General features: G+C 63.8%; 10 protein-coding genes and 2 pseudogenes. 6 read left to right on the forward strand and 6 right to left on the reverse strand.

Annotated elements, in window-relative coordinates:
* Positions 1-460: pseudogene (locus tag ACTVZP_RS21540) on the forward strand (transposase); the annotation flags it as partial.
* On the opposite strand, the gene ACTVZP_RS21545 reads toward ACTVZP_RS21540, so the two are convergent.
* Positions 445-615 carry a transposase gene (locus ACTVZP_RS21545; protein WP_443214190.1) on the reverse strand — a complete coding sequence of 57 codons (171 nt, stop codon included), beginning with the start codon at positions 613-615 and terminating at the stop codon, positions 445-447. The pseudogene ACTVZP_RS21540 and the gene ACTVZP_RS21545 sit on opposite strands and share 16 nt — an antisense overlap.
* Positions 616-824: 209 nt before the next feature.
* Positions 825-1,109: a transposase gene (locus ACTVZP_RS21550; RefSeq protein WP_443214199.1), complete on the reverse strand. Its 285-nt coding sequence runs from the start codon at positions 1,107-1,109 to the stop codon at positions 825-827.
* A 651-nt stretch (positions 1,110-1,760) separates the two neighbouring features.
* Between ACTVZP_RS21550 and glf the strand changes: the two genes are divergently transcribed.
* The 4 genes from glf to ACTVZP_RS21570 all read left to right on the forward strand — a co-directional run bounded on the left by glf (position 1,761) and on the right by ACTVZP_RS21570 (position 8,743).
* Entirely contained in the window at positions 1,761-2,912 is a 1,152-nt protein-coding gene (glf, locus tag ACTVZP_RS21555) for a UDP-galactopyranose mutase (protein WP_443214191.1), read from the forward strand.
* A gap of 1 nt (position 2,913) precedes the next feature.
* Positions 2,914-3,876, forward strand: a complete 963-nt coding sequence (locus ACTVZP_RS21560) for a glycosyltransferase (protein ID WP_443214192.1) — start codon at positions 2,914-2,916, stop codon at positions 3,874-3,876.
* 282 nt (positions 3,877-4,158) lie between these two features.
* Entirely contained in the window at positions 4,159-6,750 is a 2,592-nt protein-coding gene (locus ACTVZP_RS21565) for a polysaccharide pyruvyl transferase family protein (RefSeq protein ID WP_443214193.1), read from the forward strand.
* 58 nt (positions 6,751-6,808) lie between these two features.
* Complete coding sequence (locus tag ACTVZP_RS21570) at positions 6,809-8,743, forward strand: hypothetical protein (RefSeq protein WP_443214194.1); 1,935 nt, start codon at positions 6,809-6,811, stop codon at positions 8,741-8,743.
* Here the strand turns inward: ACTVZP_RS21570 and ACTVZP_RS21575 are convergent.
* The 3 genes from ACTVZP_RS21575 to ACTVZP_RS21585 form a co-directional block, all read right to left on the reverse strand.
* A complete protein-coding gene (locus ACTVZP_RS21575) occupies positions 8,662-9,870 on the reverse strand; it encodes a DUF1501 domain-containing protein (RefSeq protein WP_443214195.1) in 1,209 nt (402 codons plus the stop codon). The two genes, ACTVZP_RS21570 and ACTVZP_RS21575, sit on opposite strands and share 82 nt — an antisense overlap.
* Positions 9,871-9,879: 9 nt before the next feature.
* The gene (locus ACTVZP_RS21580; protein ID WP_443214196.1) at positions 9,880-11,235 is read right to left on the reverse strand and encodes a DUF1800 domain-containing protein; all 1,356 of its coding nucleotides are present in this window, start codon (positions 11,233-11,235) and stop codon (positions 9,880-9,882) included.
* Positions 11,236-11,372: 137 nt separating this feature from the next.
* Positions 11,373-13,607: a glycosyltransferase family 2 protein gene (locus tag ACTVZP_RS21585; RefSeq protein WP_443214197.1), complete on the reverse strand. Its 2,235-nt coding sequence runs from the start codon at positions 13,605-13,607 to the stop codon at positions 11,373-11,375.
* Between the two features lie 90 nt (positions 13,608-13,697).
* Here ACTVZP_RS21585 and ACTVZP_RS21590 point away from each other — a divergent pair, with 90 nt between their 5' ends.
* On the forward strand, positions 13,698-16,169 hold the full coding sequence (locus ACTVZP_RS21590) for a hypothetical protein (protein ID WP_443214198.1): 2,472 nt from the start codon (positions 13,698-13,700) through the stop codon (positions 16,167-16,169).
* A gap of 98 nt (positions 16,170-16,267) precedes the next feature.
* Here the strand turns inward: ACTVZP_RS21590 and ACTVZP_RS21595 are convergent.
* Positions 16,268-16,826, reverse strand: a pseudogene (locus ACTVZP_RS21595) (integrase core domain-containing protein); the annotation flags it as partial.

The raw sequence follows: 16,826 nt of genomic DNA on the forward strand, positions 1-16,826 counted from the left end.
GGATGTCAGGCGGCTGATGACGATCCCGGGTGTCGACATGGTGGTGGCGGTCGGGGTCATGGCAGCGATCGGTTGCGTGAGCCGCTTCGCACCGGCGGATCAGCTATCGGCCTACCTCGGGCTGCACCCGAGCGTGCGGCAGTCCGGCGATGGCCCGGCCTATCACGGGCGGATCACCAAGCGCGGTCGGAGCGATGCGCGTCACCTCCTGGTCGAGGCAGCCTGGCAGGCCGTTCGGAGCCCCGGGCCGCTCCGCGCCTTTTACGAACGGGTCAAGGCGCGCCGGGGCGCGCATGTGGGGGCCGTCGCTGTCGCCCGCAAGCTCGCCGTCCTGATCTGGCACATGCTGTCCAAGGGCGAGGACTACGCCTGGGGCCGCCCGACGTTACTGGCGCGAAAGATGCGCAAGCTGGAGCTTGCGGCCGGAGCAGAACCGCGGCGTGGTCAGCGCGACTCCGCCCGCCACTGGTAGATGTGCTGCCGGGTCAGATCATGACGACGGGCGACATCCGCCACCCGTGCCCCATTCACACCCACCTCCGCCAGGATCGATCGCTTCTCCGCATCCGACCGGCGGCGTCGCCGCTCGACGCCCGTCAAAATCTCTTGCCGCATGATCCCATCCGCCTCAGACGACGTCAATAACGACGGATGGCTAGACGAAGAACCAAAGCCTCAGAAGGCGGCCGCAACCGGGTGCTTACGATCGACAAGGAGGAGATCGACCCCATTCTCAGCATCACCACGAAAGCCGCCTGATCATGCCCTCAGGCCATTCGGAAATTTACACCAGCTTGACGGACGTGACCTCTTGGCCGTCGCAGTCAAAGCGGCTTTTCACCGGTTTTCCTGCATCCTGCAGCTTCTTTCGGAACGTTCTGAACGTCGCCAAATGAGTGATGCGCGCAGTGCGGAGAGATAGAGGGCGTCCTGACGGTGGCCCATCCGCCACCGATGACCCGTTTCCCGTTGCGTTGGCCGCTATCCCGAGCAGTCGGCGTAAGGCCGGCGAGAGCTGCGATCCTTCGGAGACCTTTTGTGCCGATCTCAGGCGACTCGGCCAGAAGAGTGGCCGCGACGATCGTGCTGACACCGGGCACCGACTGCAGCCGGCGATCGGTTCGGCCAGTTCGGGCGAAGAGGGAATGATCTCCGCTATCCTTGTCTCGACCTTTTGGATTCGCCGCTCGAGGAGCAGGATCAAGCTCCTGATGTCAGACCGGGCCTCGCAGTCTGTCGTCTGCTGAAGTCTGATCACCTCCTGCTTTCGAATCGCAACCAATGGACGGCAAAGGATAATCCGCGCCAGAAGTGCCTGCCGCGTCGGTGAGCCGGGCGGGGTCTGCGGTAGCTGCAACCTTTGACCAAAGGTTGCGAGCATCCGGGCATCGATACGGTTGGTCTTGCCGATCACCCCCTGGCTCGCGCAAAATCGCGGGCCTGACGCGGGTTGACGGGTCTGAAGCTGGCTTGGGCAGCCTTAAGGCCGTCGCGCAGCACCCGGTCATAGCCGCCGCTGGCCTCGAAGATCTCCCACACCCTCGTGCGCCGGTAGCTCAGTCACTGTCCGAGTTCCGGGCAGTAGCTCATTATGCGCCCTCCGCAGGTTGCCATGCACCATCATGGCCTGCGAGATGCCGTTGGTTGGGGGCAGCCACCACATCAGTTCAAGTTCAGACGCGGCAAGCTGCTAGCTCTTGAATTGTATCTCCCACGCCGTTCGGCTAAACGGCCCGAGGATGTTTGGAGGGACCACACCCATGGGCAAGAGAATCGTCATGGTCGGTGCCGGGCTCTCTGGCGCGGTGATCGGGCGCATGCTGTCCGAGGCGGGCCATGACGTCACCGTGGTTGACAGCCGGAGCCACATCGGCGGCAACTGCTACACAAAGCGCGATGCCGAGACGGATGTCATGGTTCATGTCTACGGTCCGCACATCTTCCATACCGATGACGAAGAAGTGTGGAACTACGTCAATAGGTTCACCACATTCCTGCCGTACAAGAACCGTGTGAAATCCACTGTCGGAGGGCAGGTCTACTCGCTGCCTATCAACCTGCACACGATTAACCAGTTCTTCGGCAAGGCGCTGCGGCCGGACGAGGCGCGCACCTTCATCGCGACGCAGGCGGATTGCTCGATCACGGATCCGCAGAGCTTTGAGGATCAGGCGCTCGCCTTCATCGGGCGCGATCTCTACGAGGCGTTCTTCAAGGGCTATACCGAGAAGCAGTGGGGCTGCTCGCCCACTGCCTTGCCTGCCTCGATCCTCAGGCGCCTGCCGGTGCGCTTCAACTATGACGACAACTACTTTGCTCACCGGTTTCAAGGCATGCCGGAGCATGGCTACACACCCATGATTGCAGCGATCCTCGACCATCCGAACGTCACGGTGCAGCTCGACACCGTCTTCGACCCTGCGACGGCCGCGGAATGGGATCATGTCTTCTGGTCGGGTCCGCTCGACGGTTTCTTCGGCTATCGTCTGGGCCGGCTCGGCTATCGGACGCTCGACTTCAAGACCTTCCGCCATGAGGGCGACTACCAGGGCTGTGCCGTGATGAACTATGGCGAGAGCACGGTGCCCTACACACGCATTACCGAGCACAAGCATTTCGCACCTTGGGAGAGCCATAAAGGCTCCGTCCTCTACGAGGAGTACAGCCGCGCCTGCGGGCCCAAGGATATCCCCTACTACCCGATCCGGCTCGTTGAGGAGAAAGCCCTCCTGGCTGATTATGTCGCCGAGGCGCAGAAGACCTTGAACGTCACCTTCGTCGGCCGCCTAGGCACTTATCGCTATCTGGACATGGATGTGACCATACGGGAGGCACTCGACTGCGGCCTTGCCTATCTGAGGGCGCAGGAGAATGGAACGACCATGCCGGCCTTTGCCGTGGACCCTCTGTGAAATGAACCGCGACGCGCGAATCTGTGCGGTCGTCGTTACCTATAACCGCATCGATCAGATGCAGAAGACGGTCACGCGCCTGCTGGAAGAGCCGATCGACCATCTGGTGGTCGTTGACAACGGCTCTTCCGATGGCAGCCGAGACTGGCTGCGCGCCTTGGCCAACCCGCAGATCGAACTTCTTGAAATGGCGCACAATGTCGGTGGAGCCGGCGGGTTCGAGGCAGGTTTGCGCCATGTCGTCTCACACCGGGATCCCGACTGGATCGTGCTTATGGACGATGATGCCCGTCCCGAGCCGGGATGCGTGGCAATTTTTCGAGCGGCCGACAAGACAGGCTGGGACGCCATCGCTGCGGCTGTGTTCTTTCCGGACGGACGGATCTGCGGCATGAATCGACCCGTCCTGAACCCGTTCTGGCATCCGCGCATCTTCCTGCGCACACTGATCGGCGGTGGCCGGGCCGCTTTCCATCTCACTGATCGCGATTACGATCAGTCCGCGCCGCAGCGGGTGGACGGAGGTTCGTTTGTCGGTCTATTTCTCGCGCGGCGGGCCGTGGAGGTGGCGGGCTATCCCGACGGACGACTATTCGTTTATGCCGAGGACGGCCTCTACTCCCTTGCTATCAGTGGCAACGGAGGCCGGGTGGGGTTCTTCCCGCAACTGCGGTTCGAGCATGAATGCTCGACCTTCTCGGCGAACGGCCAGTTCACGCCAATCTGGAAGGTCTACTTCTACCATCGCAACCTGCTGCTGCTCTATCGCCGGGCGGCCGGGATCTGGTTCTGGCCCGCGCTGCTCGCCGTCTTCCCGAAGTGGGTATTGCGCGGGCTGAGACAGAAGGGCGAGCGCCTGCGTTTCCTGCGCCTGCTCGGCTGGGCGGTGCGTGATGGCTTGACGCGGCGGGTGGGCTGGACGCTGGACGATCTGCAGCAGGAGATGCGGCGTCGTGATGTATGAACTGTCGCACATGCAGGCGTCGTGCCCGCTGCTTCGCCAATGGTCCAGTCGGGCAAAATCTTCATCATCCGCGAAGGCTTCCGGTTTCGGGATATGTGTCGAAGGCACTATGGCAGGAAAGCCATGACGCTCTTGCGCCACCCGGACCTGTGGTCCGCCTGGCACCGTGTCGTCACCCTCGTCCGGCGCAAATTGACTACTGACCCCATCTTACCTGAGGCCGCCACTATGTTCCGTCTTCGAATGCCCCGCCAAGCAGGAATGCCGAACATGAATTCTCCGATGAAGAAATATGACGTCGGTATTCTTGGCTGGTGGTACGGAAAGAACTACGGCTCCATCCTTACCTACTATGGTCTGAACAGAGCGATAGCAGACATGGGATACAGCGTGCTCATGGTGCATGAGGCGCTGGGTTACAACGGTTACCGCGTCAGGTGGCCCGACAACATCCTGTCGCTTGAGTTCGCTCGCCGTGTCGGGTACAAATACACGCAGCAGTGCCATTACTCCGAGTTGCCGCGGCTGAACGACGATGTCGGCGCCTTTGTCGTCGGTAGCGACCAGCTCTGGAATCCGCTGATCGGGCGCGTCAACGACGATCTCTTTCTGGACTTTGTCTCTCCGGAGAGACGGCGGATTGCCTATGCCACCTCCTTCGGAAACCGCGGGATAACCAAGTTCAAACCGGAGTTCGTCGAGAAGCACAGTGCCAACCTGAAGAAGTTTGATGCGATCTCTGTTCGCGAGGCCTATGCGGTCAACACTGCGAAAGTCGTGTTCGAGGTCGAGGCCACGCAGGTGGTCGACCCGGTCTTCCTGCTTCCTCGTGCGCATTACGAAGCCCTGGCGGACAAGGCACCGCTCAAGGTATCGGGCGAGTATCTGGCCGTCTTCTTTCTGGACCCCAATCCGGAGAAGCGGGATGTTGCGCTGGCGATCGCCGACAAACTCGGCCTGCAGCGCATCGTGGTCATCCCCAACCCGGATAATGGACACAAAGTTGCGAAACAGGTCTTTTCCGGGGATCGCTTCGAGATCCTGTCTCAGGATGCGCCGGAAATCTTCCTGCATGCCTACAGAAACTCGCGTTACGTCGTGACGGACAGCTTCCACGGCACGGCTTTCGCGATGATCTTCAACAAGCCCTTCTCGTCCATCTACAACACCCACCGGGGCGCCGATCGGTTCAAGAACCTAATGGCGTTCACGGGCTTCGGTGAAAGCCGCCGCGTTCTCGAAACGGATACTGCCGAGACTATACGCGCCAATCCCGACATCTCGATCGACCTGGACTTCAGCGCGGCCGAGGCCCGGGTCGAGGAAGGGCGCAGGAAATCGCTGCGCTGGTTGAAGACGGCGATCAGCGAACCTTCAACGCAGGGAGGCATGATGGACGCGCTCCGCAATACCTACGAATCCTTGCTCCCGGGCAAGGAGAGGCGGGATGATGCGGCTGAGGATGGCATCGTCCGGCCGTCCTTCCAGACCAACAATGCCGCGTGGAGCGTGACCCAAGCGAAGGACTCGATCGACCTCAAAGTTGCGCCGGGCAGCGCCGTGCGAGGCAATCTGGTCTGGTGCGATCTGCCTTACGAACTCCTGAAGGACTCGGCCTATCGGCTGACGATCACCTGGAAGGTCCGAACGACGGGTGGCGCGGTTAATCTGCATATCCGTAATCCGGCCACCGGCAAGTTCCATGTGATAGGGACCGTGGCCGTACAGGGTGGCGTGAACAGGACACGGACCGATTCAGTCGATTTCGTGGTGCCGCAGGATGGCTTCTCTCAATTCATGCTCGGTGCCGTTCACTTCTCCGGCAAGGATGGCGGAGCAGAGGTTGAAAGCCTCTCGGTGCAGGAGATCCTGGCATCGTCGGTGAAGCCCGCCAAGAAATCCGCGACTTATGCGGAAGTAGCCACCGCCCTGTCCGTAAAGGACAACGAGCGGTTCATCGGTGCTCTCGCCAAGTCGACGGGTTCCGGTGACATCAATGGTGCGCGGGCACGTCTGATGTTCCATGCCCATGCCGTCGAGAAAGGGTTGAGTCACGTCGACTTTCGCGCTGGCTTTGGCAAGATCTCCGTTCCTGCGCTCGCGAAGGAGATGAACAGCTGGCTGGCAACCGGACGGGATGTGAACGATCCCTTCTTCCGGATCGGTGCTTCGGTGATGCGGGCTTATTTCGACCGCCACGCGAAGCTGAGGTTCGACGTCTCGGACTTTTACAACCTCCTCAGTCCGGCTTCGAAGGAGCAGGTTGCAACGGCGTCCGAAGAACTGGGCGGGGTTCTGTCAGCCGATGCCATCCGTGAGGAACTGGGCGGGAAGGTACGGCCGCGCGATTTCCTAGATGTCATCTATGGCCGCCGCAGTGTGCGTGCCTTCACGTCCCAGCCTGTAAGAGAGGAAGATATCCGCCGGGCCATCCAGATCGCCCTGCAGGCTCCTTCCGTCTGCAATCGTCAGGCCGCACGGGTTCACCTGATCGAGGATCCGAGAACCATCAAGGCGGCGGTCGATATCCAGGGCGGTTTCGGCGGCTATGCGATGCCGCCTCGTCTGTTGCTTGTGACCGCGGATCTGCGGGCGTTCCTGTTCGCCGCCGAGCGCAATCAGCCATTTGTGGACGGTGGCCTGTTCATGATGACCCTCCTCCTGGGTCTGGAGCAGGTCGGTCTCGGCTCCTGCAGCCTCAATACGGCCATGAATACCGAGCGAGAGAATGGGATTCGCAGGATTCTGGGCATTCCCGACCACGAGGTCTTCATCGCCTTCATCGCCGTGGGTCATTTTGACCCCAAGGTTCTGACTCCGAGGTCCAAGCGCCTGCCGGTAGACGACGTTCTGGTTCGTCACAGCGCGGAATGACTTAGAGCGAGCCTCTTTCCTTTGGCTTGATGGCAATATCAGAAAGAAATTGATTGTGATGGAAACTTTTAAGACAGGGCAGACGATACGTTCTGGTGATGCAGCGGATTACATGATTCAGCCTGCCATCTGGCCGGAACGAGGGATCTCCACGGAGACACGACCCTACTTCAAGATGTCAGGCCCCGTGGGGACATCGCTTTCCAAGGGTGGATTTACTTTCGCACGAGGCGGGGTCGTTCTGATTGATGGCTACTTCAACTTGTTCAACCTCGGTAAGTGGCGCAAGTTATGTGGACCTGACCCTATCGGGCTCTGGCTGAAAGGGAATGGGCAGTTCCAGCTTACAGTCTGGCTGGCTGTTCCGGATTGCTCATACCAACGCCTATTCGACGAATGCGTCATTCTCGACAGGGAGATGAGCCTGTCTCTAGAGGGCACGCAGATTCAGGGGGCAGGCATTCTGTATTTTGAACTGACAGCGCTCTCGGAAGGGCATATCGAGGATTTCGGGTGGAGTACGACAACTGCACCGCGGCAGTATCCCGACCTTGTCCTTTCTGTAACGACTTTTAAACGTGAGGAAGCTGTCACCTCCACGGTGAACCGCTTCCGCGAATTCAGGGCTAACTCTTCCCTGCGGGACCATCTCCGGATGCTCGTGATCGACAATGGCCGATCGGTGTCAATTGATTCGGATGCGGGCGTGACAGTTGTTTCTAATGTAAATCTGGGCGGCGCTGGCGGATTCTCCCGCGGCTTGATTGAGGCCCGCAAGACCAAGGCGACGCATTGCCTCTTCATGGATGATGACGCTTCGGTTCATATGCACGCGATCACCCGGACTTGGATGTTTCTTGCTTATGCACGAGATCCGCGCACGACTGTAGCCGGCGCCATGTTCAATTCAGATCATCGCTGGAAGCTGTGGGAAAATGGCGCGGTCTTCGACAGGGGCTGCAAACCGCTCTATTTCGGCTGCGACCTGCGGGAGCGGGAGGACGTGTTCAAGATGGAATTTGAGACCACGGCACCCGCTCCGCCCGGATTTTATGGCGGCTGGTGGTTCTTCGTCTTTCCGGTGGACAGGGTGCGGCACATGCCCTTCCCCTTCTTCGTTCGTGGTGACGATGTCAGCTTCTCGCTGGTCAACGACCTACGCATCGTCACATTGCCTGGGGTAGCGTCGGTTCAGGAGAGCTTCGTGGACAAGGCGTCGCCGCAAACCTGGTATCTCGACATGCGCAGCCATCTTGTCCACCATCTGAGCCTGCCGCAGAAAAGTATCACTTGGGGCAAGCTGCAGCGCATGTTCTTCGACTTCTATCTGCGGACCGTTTTGCGCTATCACTATGACAGCCTGTCCGCCGTCAATCTCGCTATCGAAGACGTCATGCGGGGTCCGCAGTTCTTCGCTGAAAACGCCGACATGGCACAACGGCGCAAGGATCTAAAAGAGATGACAAAGTCAGAAGTCTGGATGCCAGTCGACTTCCCGCCCCGGTTTCGGCACGGCGAGGCGTCGCGCCCGCTGCGCGCCTTGCTGCTTATGACGCTGAATGGCCATCTTCTGCCCTTTAGCAACTTTTTCGGCAGCAATCTGGTCCTCAAGGCATGGGCCCGCGAAGACTTTCGCCAAGTGTATGGCGCTAAGCGGATTACCTATGTGAACGGGTCCTGCAACGCCGTCTATACGGTCCAGCGCAGTCGCCGCCGCTTCTGGTCCGAGAGCCTACGCTTGGTGCGCAACAGCCTCAGGCTACGCAGAGAGTATCGCCGATTGCAGGATGAATGGCAGGACGGCTATCCGAAGCTGACGTCGGACGAGTTCTGGCGCCTGAAGCTGAGTCTTGCCGATGAGGGTAGAGGTCGTGCGCCCAACATATTAATCGAGCCAATGCCCCCGGCAGATCAAAGCATGAGCCCCGGATCTTCTCCCATCTCAACACCTGGAAAGACGCTACTCTCCAGCAGCCTCCGGTCGAACCCGTAGAGAGACCGCATGGTCCATGCAGCCCATGCTCGCACATCGGAAGTGGGCATGAGGTCTCGCCGGTCGTAGAGGGCGGCCTCGTCAAGACCCGGCCAACGGCCCATCAAACGTCCGCCCCGGATCGCGCCTCCGGCCATGACCATGGCCGCTGCCGTGCCGTGATCGGTTCCGCCCGAGCCGTTCTCACGCGCCGTCCGGCCAAATTCCGTCATCGCAAGCACGGTGGTTCTTCCCCAAAGCGGCCCTAACTCTGCCTGCAACCGCAGGAGCATCCGTTGAAGTTGCGAGAGCGGTTTCCGGATGGCGACGGTCTGATTGCGATGTGTGTCCCAGCCGGAGAGCGAGAAGGCGGCGATGCGGGCCGAATCACACAACCGAGCGGCCGCGAAAGCGGCGAGGCTGTCAATATCAGCCAGATCCTTCCTCACGTCCCGGGATCTCGCAGTGTCTGTGCGAGGCAATTCGGCCGCCAGTTCCAGCGCTTCGGTGCCTGCGTCCCGGAACAGCGGGTCCTCGTGGTAAAGTTCTCCGAGAAGCCGGCGGTTCTGCGCCGAAAGATCGAGCGTAAGGTCTGGGGACCAGACCCGCACCGGAGCCGTTCCCTCCATGACGGGCAGCGGATCGCGTCCTACGGCCCATGCCGTCTCGGCGTCCAGACCCGGCACCGCCTGCAGCATCCGGTTCAGCCATCCGTCCCGCGCAGCGCCGGGCGGAACATCGGAGCCAGTGCCCGCCTCGAGCATGTCCTGTCCGTCGAAATGACTGCGCTTGTCCCGATAGGGGGTCGATACCGCATGGACGAAGCCGAGTTCACCCTTGCGCCAGAGTGTGAACAGGCTGCTCAGGGAGGGGTGCAGCGCAAAACCTTCCGCGAGCGGGATCGCCTCTTCCTCTCTTTTCTGTCCGTTCCCGGCCAAGTCCGGCCGGTAGGCGGCAAAGAGAGGATCTTCGACCGGTCGCACAAGATCAAGCCCGTCCATCGCGCCGCGGAGCACGATCACCACAAGGCGATTCTCACCAAGGGCCGCAGGGTTGCCGGCAAAGGTTACGGTCGTGGCCAGCGGATGGGCCGCGGCCGAGCAGCCGAGGCTAACAAGCCCTTGGAGGAAGATGCGCCGATCAATCATGGGATCCTCCTATCGTCGGTTGAATTCGGCCGAGGCCAGCACGAGAGCGGTGGCATCTCGCCGGCTCTCGGCACGGCTCACCGCAAGACGCAGTTCCTTGCTGGCGAAGGGGCCGAGCGCCCGATCGGCCAGCCGGGAAGGCTCGGGCAGTTCGCGGCGCAGGGCGGCTGGCATGTCGAGCGCCCAGAGGATGCGCGCCGACAGCCGAGGCGGAGTGATCCAAGCCTCGGCCTCTTCGGGCCATCCGTCCGGCCCGCCCGGACGTTGCCATGGCTGTCCCATGGCCTGCATCGGATGAAGGATCAGTTGCTCCAGCCGCTTGCGGGGCAGCCGTTCGACCTCTTCGGACCGAATGCCGAGCGCCCGCAGCCCGGAAACGACATAGTCAAAGGGCTGGCGAACCTTTGTTCGGGATGTAGTCCCTGCCGCCGGATGATCCAGCAGGGCCCCGTAGACTGCCGGCAGATCGCCTCCCGTTACGAGAAAGGCCTTCTCGACAGTTGCCACCAGATCGGGCTCCGGATCATCGGCTACGAAATGACGGGCCAGCTTCGTGGCTATATGGCGCGCTGTCTCCGGACGCGCGGCAAGGTCGCCGAGTGCTGCCGTGATCGGCGCGAGCCCCTCGCCGTCATAGCGGATGCCGAGGACAATCTCGGCTCCCGGCTCGGCGGCCCGACGGCGAAAGACGAAGCCCTTGTCCGAGTCGAAACCAAGTCCGGTCAGGAGTTCCGCCATCTGGGTCACGTCGGTCTGGGAATATGCGGCGCCAACACCCAGGGTGTGCAACTCTATGAGTTCGCGGGCGAGGTTCTCGTTTAAGCCTTTCCCGCGCTTCCGCCCAGCGGTAGAAAGCGGCCCGACCGAACTTCCCTGGTCCAGGTAGACTAGCATGGCCGGGTGCAACGTCACCGCCGCGAGCAGGTCGGGGAACCGACCGGCAAGATGCGGACGGATGGCATCCTCGACCAAGGTAGCCGGCAGTGCGCCATCGCGAAAATTTCGCGCCATGACCGCAAAATGACCTGACCAGAACTGCACCAGCCGTTCGCGGAACCCGTCGGGCGCGCCAAGGGCGCGTGCGATCGCAACGACCGCGGAATGACGCACCTGCTTCCGGATCGTGGCCTTCGCCTCGCGCAGTGTGCGGACCCTGACCGGATCCTCGGCCGGCAGTTCGCGCGCGGCTCTAATGTCCTGAATGGCGGGCAAAACATCAGGAAGGTGGGGCAGCGGCCATTTTTCAGCAGCGCGGTCCGGTCCATGCAGCAGAGCGAGCATGTCTGTGGTGCTCGAAGCGGCACCCTCGGGAAGTGGCAAGCCATATCCGAACCGGATCGCAGTAAGGGCTTGGCCTTCGGTCATAGCGGCCTCTCAGTAACGGCTGGCGCTAAGATAAGGGTTTTTCTCTACCCCTCAAGCCCGCAGTCGAGACGTGACGGGCCGTCTGTCGCGAAGGTATGAATGTAGGCCACCCGCCTCACCGTCTTAGGGAAGAGCCCTCACTCGCGCGGGGCGGGGTCGTCCGGCAGCGTGTAGAAGAAATCCTCGGGCAGGTCGCCCTCGAGCAGCGCATCCGGGATCACCTCGGGCCCGGCCATGAAGACCGCCGAGCCGAAGTGGCGCTGCATCCGGCAGAGCTTCTCCATCCGGGGGCCGGTGAGCTCGCGGAAGAAGGCCTCGGGACCTGCCTGCGCGCGCAGTTCGGCGATCTTCGCCCGGTGGGCGGCCACCGAGCCCTCATGCGCGGCGCGGATCGCAGGGTCCGCCATCAGCCGGTCAAATTCGGCGCGGGCGCGGGGCACGATCCTGAGCGCCGAGCGGTCCTCGCAGAGGTTGTGGTTCATCCGGAACCAGTAGGTCAGCCCCTGGTCGCGGTCGACGTGGTTCACCCGGCCGCGGTCGCGCTTGACGAGGAAGCTCTCGGCCGAGCGCACCGCATAATGGTTCAGCGTCACCCAGTCGTAGCCGTAGGTCGCGGAGTTCGACCGCCAGCCGGTGCGGAACATCTCGCGCGGCAACGGCCGGCCCGATCCGTTCAGCCAGAGCACCTTGTCCCAGAGGTCGGGCTTCAGCCCCTTAGGCCGGTGGACGCCCAGCTTCTTGTAGAGGCCTGCGTTGCGGAAGAGCGTCTTGAAGCCCCAGGCCTGGTGCGGCTTGGGGATCCGCTCGGGCGCGCAGCGGGTGAACTGCTCGGTGACGAAGCGGTCCTCGTAGGCCGTGATGCCGCCGTTGCCGAAGAGCCGCCAGGTGAGCGAGATCATGTTGGCCTCGCCCATGGCGTCATAGAGCGCGGCGAGCGTCCCGTCGCCCAGATGGATGGTGATGAACTCGTCCACGTCCATGCAGATGGCCCAGTCGCTCCCGCGCATCAGGGGTTCCGCCTCGGCGGCCTGAAGGGCTGCGTGCTGCGGGCGCAGGCCGGTCTCGTGGAAGGGATTGTCGCGGTGCTGGATGAGGCCCTTCTCCTGCAGGAGGTCGAGCATCGAATTGGTGCCGTCGCTGCAATCGTTGGTGTAGATCAGGAAGTCCGAGACGCCGATGGCGCGGTGCCAGGCCAGCCATTCGAGGATGAAGGGGCCCTCGTTCTTCATCGTCGTGACGATGGCGGTGCGGCGCGCAGCGGGCTCGGGCGGGCGGAGCGTCGAGACCGGCGCCCGGACGGGGCGGTGGCTCAGCCGGTCGGCCATGGCGAGAAGCGCCGGATCCTCGATCAGCGCGCTCTTGGGGGCAAGCTCGCCCGCAGCGCGGCCCGGCACCTGGATCGCCATCGCCCGCCAGAAGCTCGCGACCGTGCCGGGCTTGGGCCGGCGGTAGGAGATCCGCCCCTGCCGCCAGCTGTTCTCGAGCCCCGCCATTCCTGGCGCCACGCCCCAGCGCAGGATTGCCCGGCGCTGGTCGAAGGGGCGGCAGACGTGGTCGCCGAAGCGCGCCTCGGCGCCGGGGCGCACCCGCCAGGGATAGATCCGCTGGCCGAGGAGGATCATCACCCCCCGCTCCGTCCCCGCGCAGATGTCGAAGGCCGTGGGCACGCCCTCGGCGGGCGGGCAGAGCAGATCGATCGGATCGAGCGCCAGCACCGCCCGGGCATTCGAAAGAAAGCGCCATTTCATGGCTTCCCAGAGGAGCGGCTCGCCGAGCGGCCCCCGCCAGCGGTCCTCGGGCGGCGGGCCCATCAGCTCCTTGCCCGGCGCATCGGGGGCGAAGAAAGGATGCGAGAGCGGCCCCGCGCCGGGCTTGCCGAGCGCGACCGGGCAGTCGAGCAGCATCACCGTGAGGTCTAGCGCGCCAAGCGCTGTCTCCAGCCGTTCGGCGAGGTCCTCGGGCTCGTCTGGCAGGCGGTTCACGACCAGCGTGGCCTGAAGCCCCTGGGTGTCGGCATGCCAGCGCAGGCCCTCGGCGATCTGGGCGGCGGTCTCGATCGTGCGGAAGGCAAGGATTGCGTTCAGCCCCGCAAAGAGCCCGGGCTCGGCCGGCGAGGCCGCGGGATCGAGCCGCCCGCCCGAGGCGAGCGCCACCGGGCCCGGACCTTCCGCCACCAGCATCGTAGCGCCCGCGATCCCGCGGATCTCCCGCGGCAGCCGGCAACCGGATGCGCCGTCGGGGGCGAAGGCCGCGGGCGGAACCCCTGCCGCGGTGAAGAGCCGGAGCCGCCCGTCTGCCCCCTCCACCGCCTCGATCAGCCGGATCCCCGCCGCCTCGCCGGCGCCCATCCGGCGCCGGATCACGCGCGCCATCCGCCCTCCGTGGTTCCCCAAGGAATTGACAATCCGACCCCTTTGGCCGAACGGTTCCGCTTATCCCACGGGCGGGAGAGGGCGGCAAGGATGGCACGGCGGCGCGAGGTGGGCACGCTCTGGATCGGGGGGGCGCTCTCGTGGCTCGAGCAGCTCTGCCTGACCTCCTTCGTCGAGGCCGGGCAGGCGATCACGCTCTTCTCCTACGAGCCCATCCCCAACGTGCCCGAGGGGGTGATCCTCCGCGATGGCCGCGAGATCCTCGAGACTTCCGACTTCCTGAAATACGAGAAGAAGGACAGCTACGCGCTCTTTGCCGACCTCTTCCGGCTGCACATGATCCGCCGCTGTCCGGGGATGATCTGGGTCGATACCGACATCTACTGCCACCGGCTGCTCGACTACGAGGACGGGCATGTCATGGGCTTCGAGCTGCCGGACAGTCCGCGGGTCAACAATGCTGTGCTGGGCCTGCCCACCGACAGCCCCGTGCTGGAGGCCATGCTCGCCTTCACCGCCGATTTCTTCCCCGTGCCGTCCTTCCTCGGGCCTGCCCTGCAGGAGGAGTACCGCACGGCCCGAGCCGCGGGCGCGCCCGTCCATGTGGGCCGCCAGCCTTGGGGCGTCTGGGGGCCGCTGATGCTCACGCATTTCGTGAAGGCCTTCGGGCTCGCGGACCGGGTGCAGCCGCTCGACGCCTTCTATCCCGTGCCCTTCCCAGACCGGCTGAAGCTTCTGCGGCCGGCCAGCGTGGCGGGGGCGCTGCTCTCCCCGCGGACCACGGGACTGCATCTCTGGGCTTCAAACAAGCGCGAGCTGGGCCTGCGCCACGGGGGGCTGCCGCCCGAGGGCAGCTTCCTCGACCTGCTGGTGCGCCGGCACAGGATCTCTCCGGCCGCGGCACCGATTGCGGGACGGGGGCGGCACCGGTTCGAGGCGGGACTGGTCGAGCGGCTCGGTCCGGACCCGGTCGAGGTTCTGGCTAACGTGGGAGGCTCGGCGCCCGCGCTCGCGCTCGCCGTCTGGGCGCGCTGGGGCGCGGAGATCGACCTCGTCGATCTCGACGCCAAAGGCCGCTTTCCGGCCGCCGAAAGCGCCCCGGTCGCCGCAGCCCGCGCCTATCTCGAAGGACAGGGCGTGCCCGCGAGGGCGATCCGGCGGGTGGCGCGAGCCGAGAACCTGCGCCCGGTCGCCGCCATCGCCAATCTCACGGGCTTCGGCGACACAGCGAAGATCCGGCATCTCGAGCCCGTGCTGCGCGCCTGCCTGCGCCCCGGTACGCGGATGATCCTCGACATCCGCAAGGGGTCGGGCGCCTATCCGTTCCTGAAGGATTGGGGCAGGTGCGAGACGCTCTCGATCCGCGAGGAGGAGGGCATCACCCGCGCCCTCTTCATCGCTCACGCGGCGGCGGAGGAGGCTGTGCTGGAGAAGGCAGGACCCCCAGTTGCGCAGAAGGGCTCTCCGCCCACGGTCCGCTTCGGAGCCGCCTCGCGCTCTGCCGTGGTCTTAGCCGCCGCGGCAGGCATGCCCAACTCGGTCGCGCCGCCACCCTCACCCGGGACCGGCACCTTGGCGGGAGAGATACGGGCCGCCGCTGCACTTCCCAATGATGAGGCGTCCCCTGCCTCTGCCGAGGACAACTGGCCTTCCGTCGCGCGGGCGCTGGCCGGCCCCGAGGGTTTCTTGCGCGACGACGGCCGCCATTCCTTCCTTTTCATCCCACGTGGCGACGTGCTTGTGGTGACCTTCGACAATCTCGACATCGTCACGCAGAAGCGCAAGGACCGCAGGCCTTGGGGCTTCTCCTTCATCGAGAAGCAGGGCTGGTCAATGCTGGGCGTCATGGCGAACGGCTGGACCTGGTATCGCGATCCTTGGGTCGAGGCCGAGTTCGACCGGCTGGCCGCAGAGGGTTTTTTCACCCGCTTTCGCCGCGTCGTCTTCTACGGTGCCTCGATGGGGGGCTATGCCGCGCTGTCCTTCGTCGCCGCCTGCCCAGGGGCCGACGCGGTGGCGATCTCGCCGCAATCGACGCTCGATCGGGCGCTCGTTCCTTGGGAGACGCGCTACCGAAAGGCCTGGGACCGCGACTTCTCGGGAAAATACGGTGATGCGGCCCGTGCCTCGGCGGCCGCCGGGCAGGCCACGATCCTTTACGATCCCTATGAGCCGCTCGACGCGGCCCATACGGCGCGCTTCAGCGGGACGAACCTGCGGCTCCTGCGCGCGCCGCTCATGGGCCACCGGCTCGGCTCGTCGCTGAACCAGATGAGAGTGCTCTCGCCGATCATCCTTGCCGCGCTCGACGGCAGCCTCACCGAGGCGGAGTTCTACCGCATCCTGCGGGCTCGCCGCGACTTTCCCCGCTACCAGACCGAGCTCTTCCGCCGTGCGCTCGAGCGCGGGCACGAGAAGCTCGCCCGGAAGCTCGCCCGATGGGTGCTGGCGCGCGGCGCCAACCGCGCGATCCGCCGCCGCCTGCGCGAGATGGATAATCACTCCCACCTATCCGGATCGTTGCATTCGCCCTGCGGATCGTCCTCGGCCCAAGGCTGTTGATTTCCACGCAGAATTGACCCGGGATTGGAGTGACTCCCACGAGCTGGACCAGGGGGTTTGATAATCCTCCCCGTTTTAGCGGGGCACGACGGTAGAACTCACGCGGCCATCTTCAGCTTCATGGCGGGTGTGACCCCGCCGATGCCCATGTTGGGTCGTTCGTTGTTGTAGGTCCAGAGCCATTCGGTGACGATCTGCTGTGCCTCCTCGATGGTCTCAAAGATGTAAAGATCCAGCCATTCGTGCCGGACCGTCCGGTTGTAGCGCTCGACGTAAGCGTTCTGCTGGGGCTTGCCGGCGGAGCCCGCCTGGGCAACCATCTTCAGGCATCCGGTCGCTCGGATGCTCCGTGATCTGATGCCTCAAGCCGCCAATTCTTCCCGACATAGGACGTTGTCCACCCTGATCGTCAGGGGTTTGCCGCGCCATTCGATGATCTGGTTCAGGGATCTTACGACCCGCTCGGCCGGCAACGAGAAGTCGATCTCGATGCCCAGGCCTTCGCGGTTGAAGTCGTCCAGAACGTTCAGAAGCCGGAACTGCCGCCCGTCCGCCAGGCGATCGGCCATGAAGTCCATCGACCAGACCAGGTTAGGCGCCTCCGGCACAGCCAGTTCCTCGGGCTTCTCGCGTTTGAGCCTGCGCCGCGGCTTGATG

The sequence above is a fragment of the Rhodobacter sp. NSM genome (genome assembly GCF_052244495.1).
In the GTDB taxonomy this organism is placed as follows: domain Bacteria; phylum Pseudomonadota; class Alphaproteobacteria; order Rhodobacterales; family Rhodobacteraceae; genus Cereibacter_A.

What these genes read in the sequence shown, in the direction of transcription:
- ACTVZP_RS21545 (WP_443214190.1), bottom strand. Translation starts at nt 615, where the DNA reads ATGCGGCAAGAGATTTTGACGGGCGTCGAGCGGCGACGCCGCCGGTCG.
- glf (WP_443214191.1), top strand. Translation starts at nt 1,761, where the DNA reads ATGGGCAAGAGAATCGTCATGGTCGGTGCCGGGCTCTCTGGCGCGGTG.
- ACTVZP_RS21560 (WP_443214192.1), top strand. Translation starts at nt 2,914, where the DNA reads ATGAACCGCGACGCGCGAATCTGTGCGGTCGTCGTTACCTATAACCGC.
- ACTVZP_RS21565 (WP_443214193.1), top strand. Translation starts at nt 4,159, where the DNA reads ATGAAGAAATATGACGTCGGTATTCTTGGCTGGTGGTACGGAAAGAAC.
- ACTVZP_RS21570 (WP_443214194.1), top strand. Translation starts at nt 6,809, where the DNA reads ATGGAAACTTTTAAGACAGGGCAGACGATACGTTCTGGTGATGCAGCG.
- ACTVZP_RS21575 (WP_443214195.1), bottom strand. Translation starts at nt 9,870, where the DNA reads ATGATTGATCGGCGCATCTTCCTCCAAGGGCTTGTTAGCCTCGGCTGC.
- ACTVZP_RS21580 (WP_443214196.1), bottom strand. Translation starts at nt 11,235, where the DNA reads ATGACCGAAGGCCAAGCCCTTACTGCGATCCGGTTCGGATATGGCTTG.
- ACTVZP_RS21585 (WP_443214197.1), bottom strand. Translation starts at nt 13,607, where the DNA reads ATGGCGCGCGTGATCCGGCGCCGGATGGGCGCCGGCGAGGCGGCGGGG.
- ACTVZP_RS21590 (WP_443214198.1), top strand. Translation starts at nt 13,698, where the DNA reads ATGGCACGGCGGCGCGAGGTGGGCACGCTCTGGATCGGGGGGGCGCTC.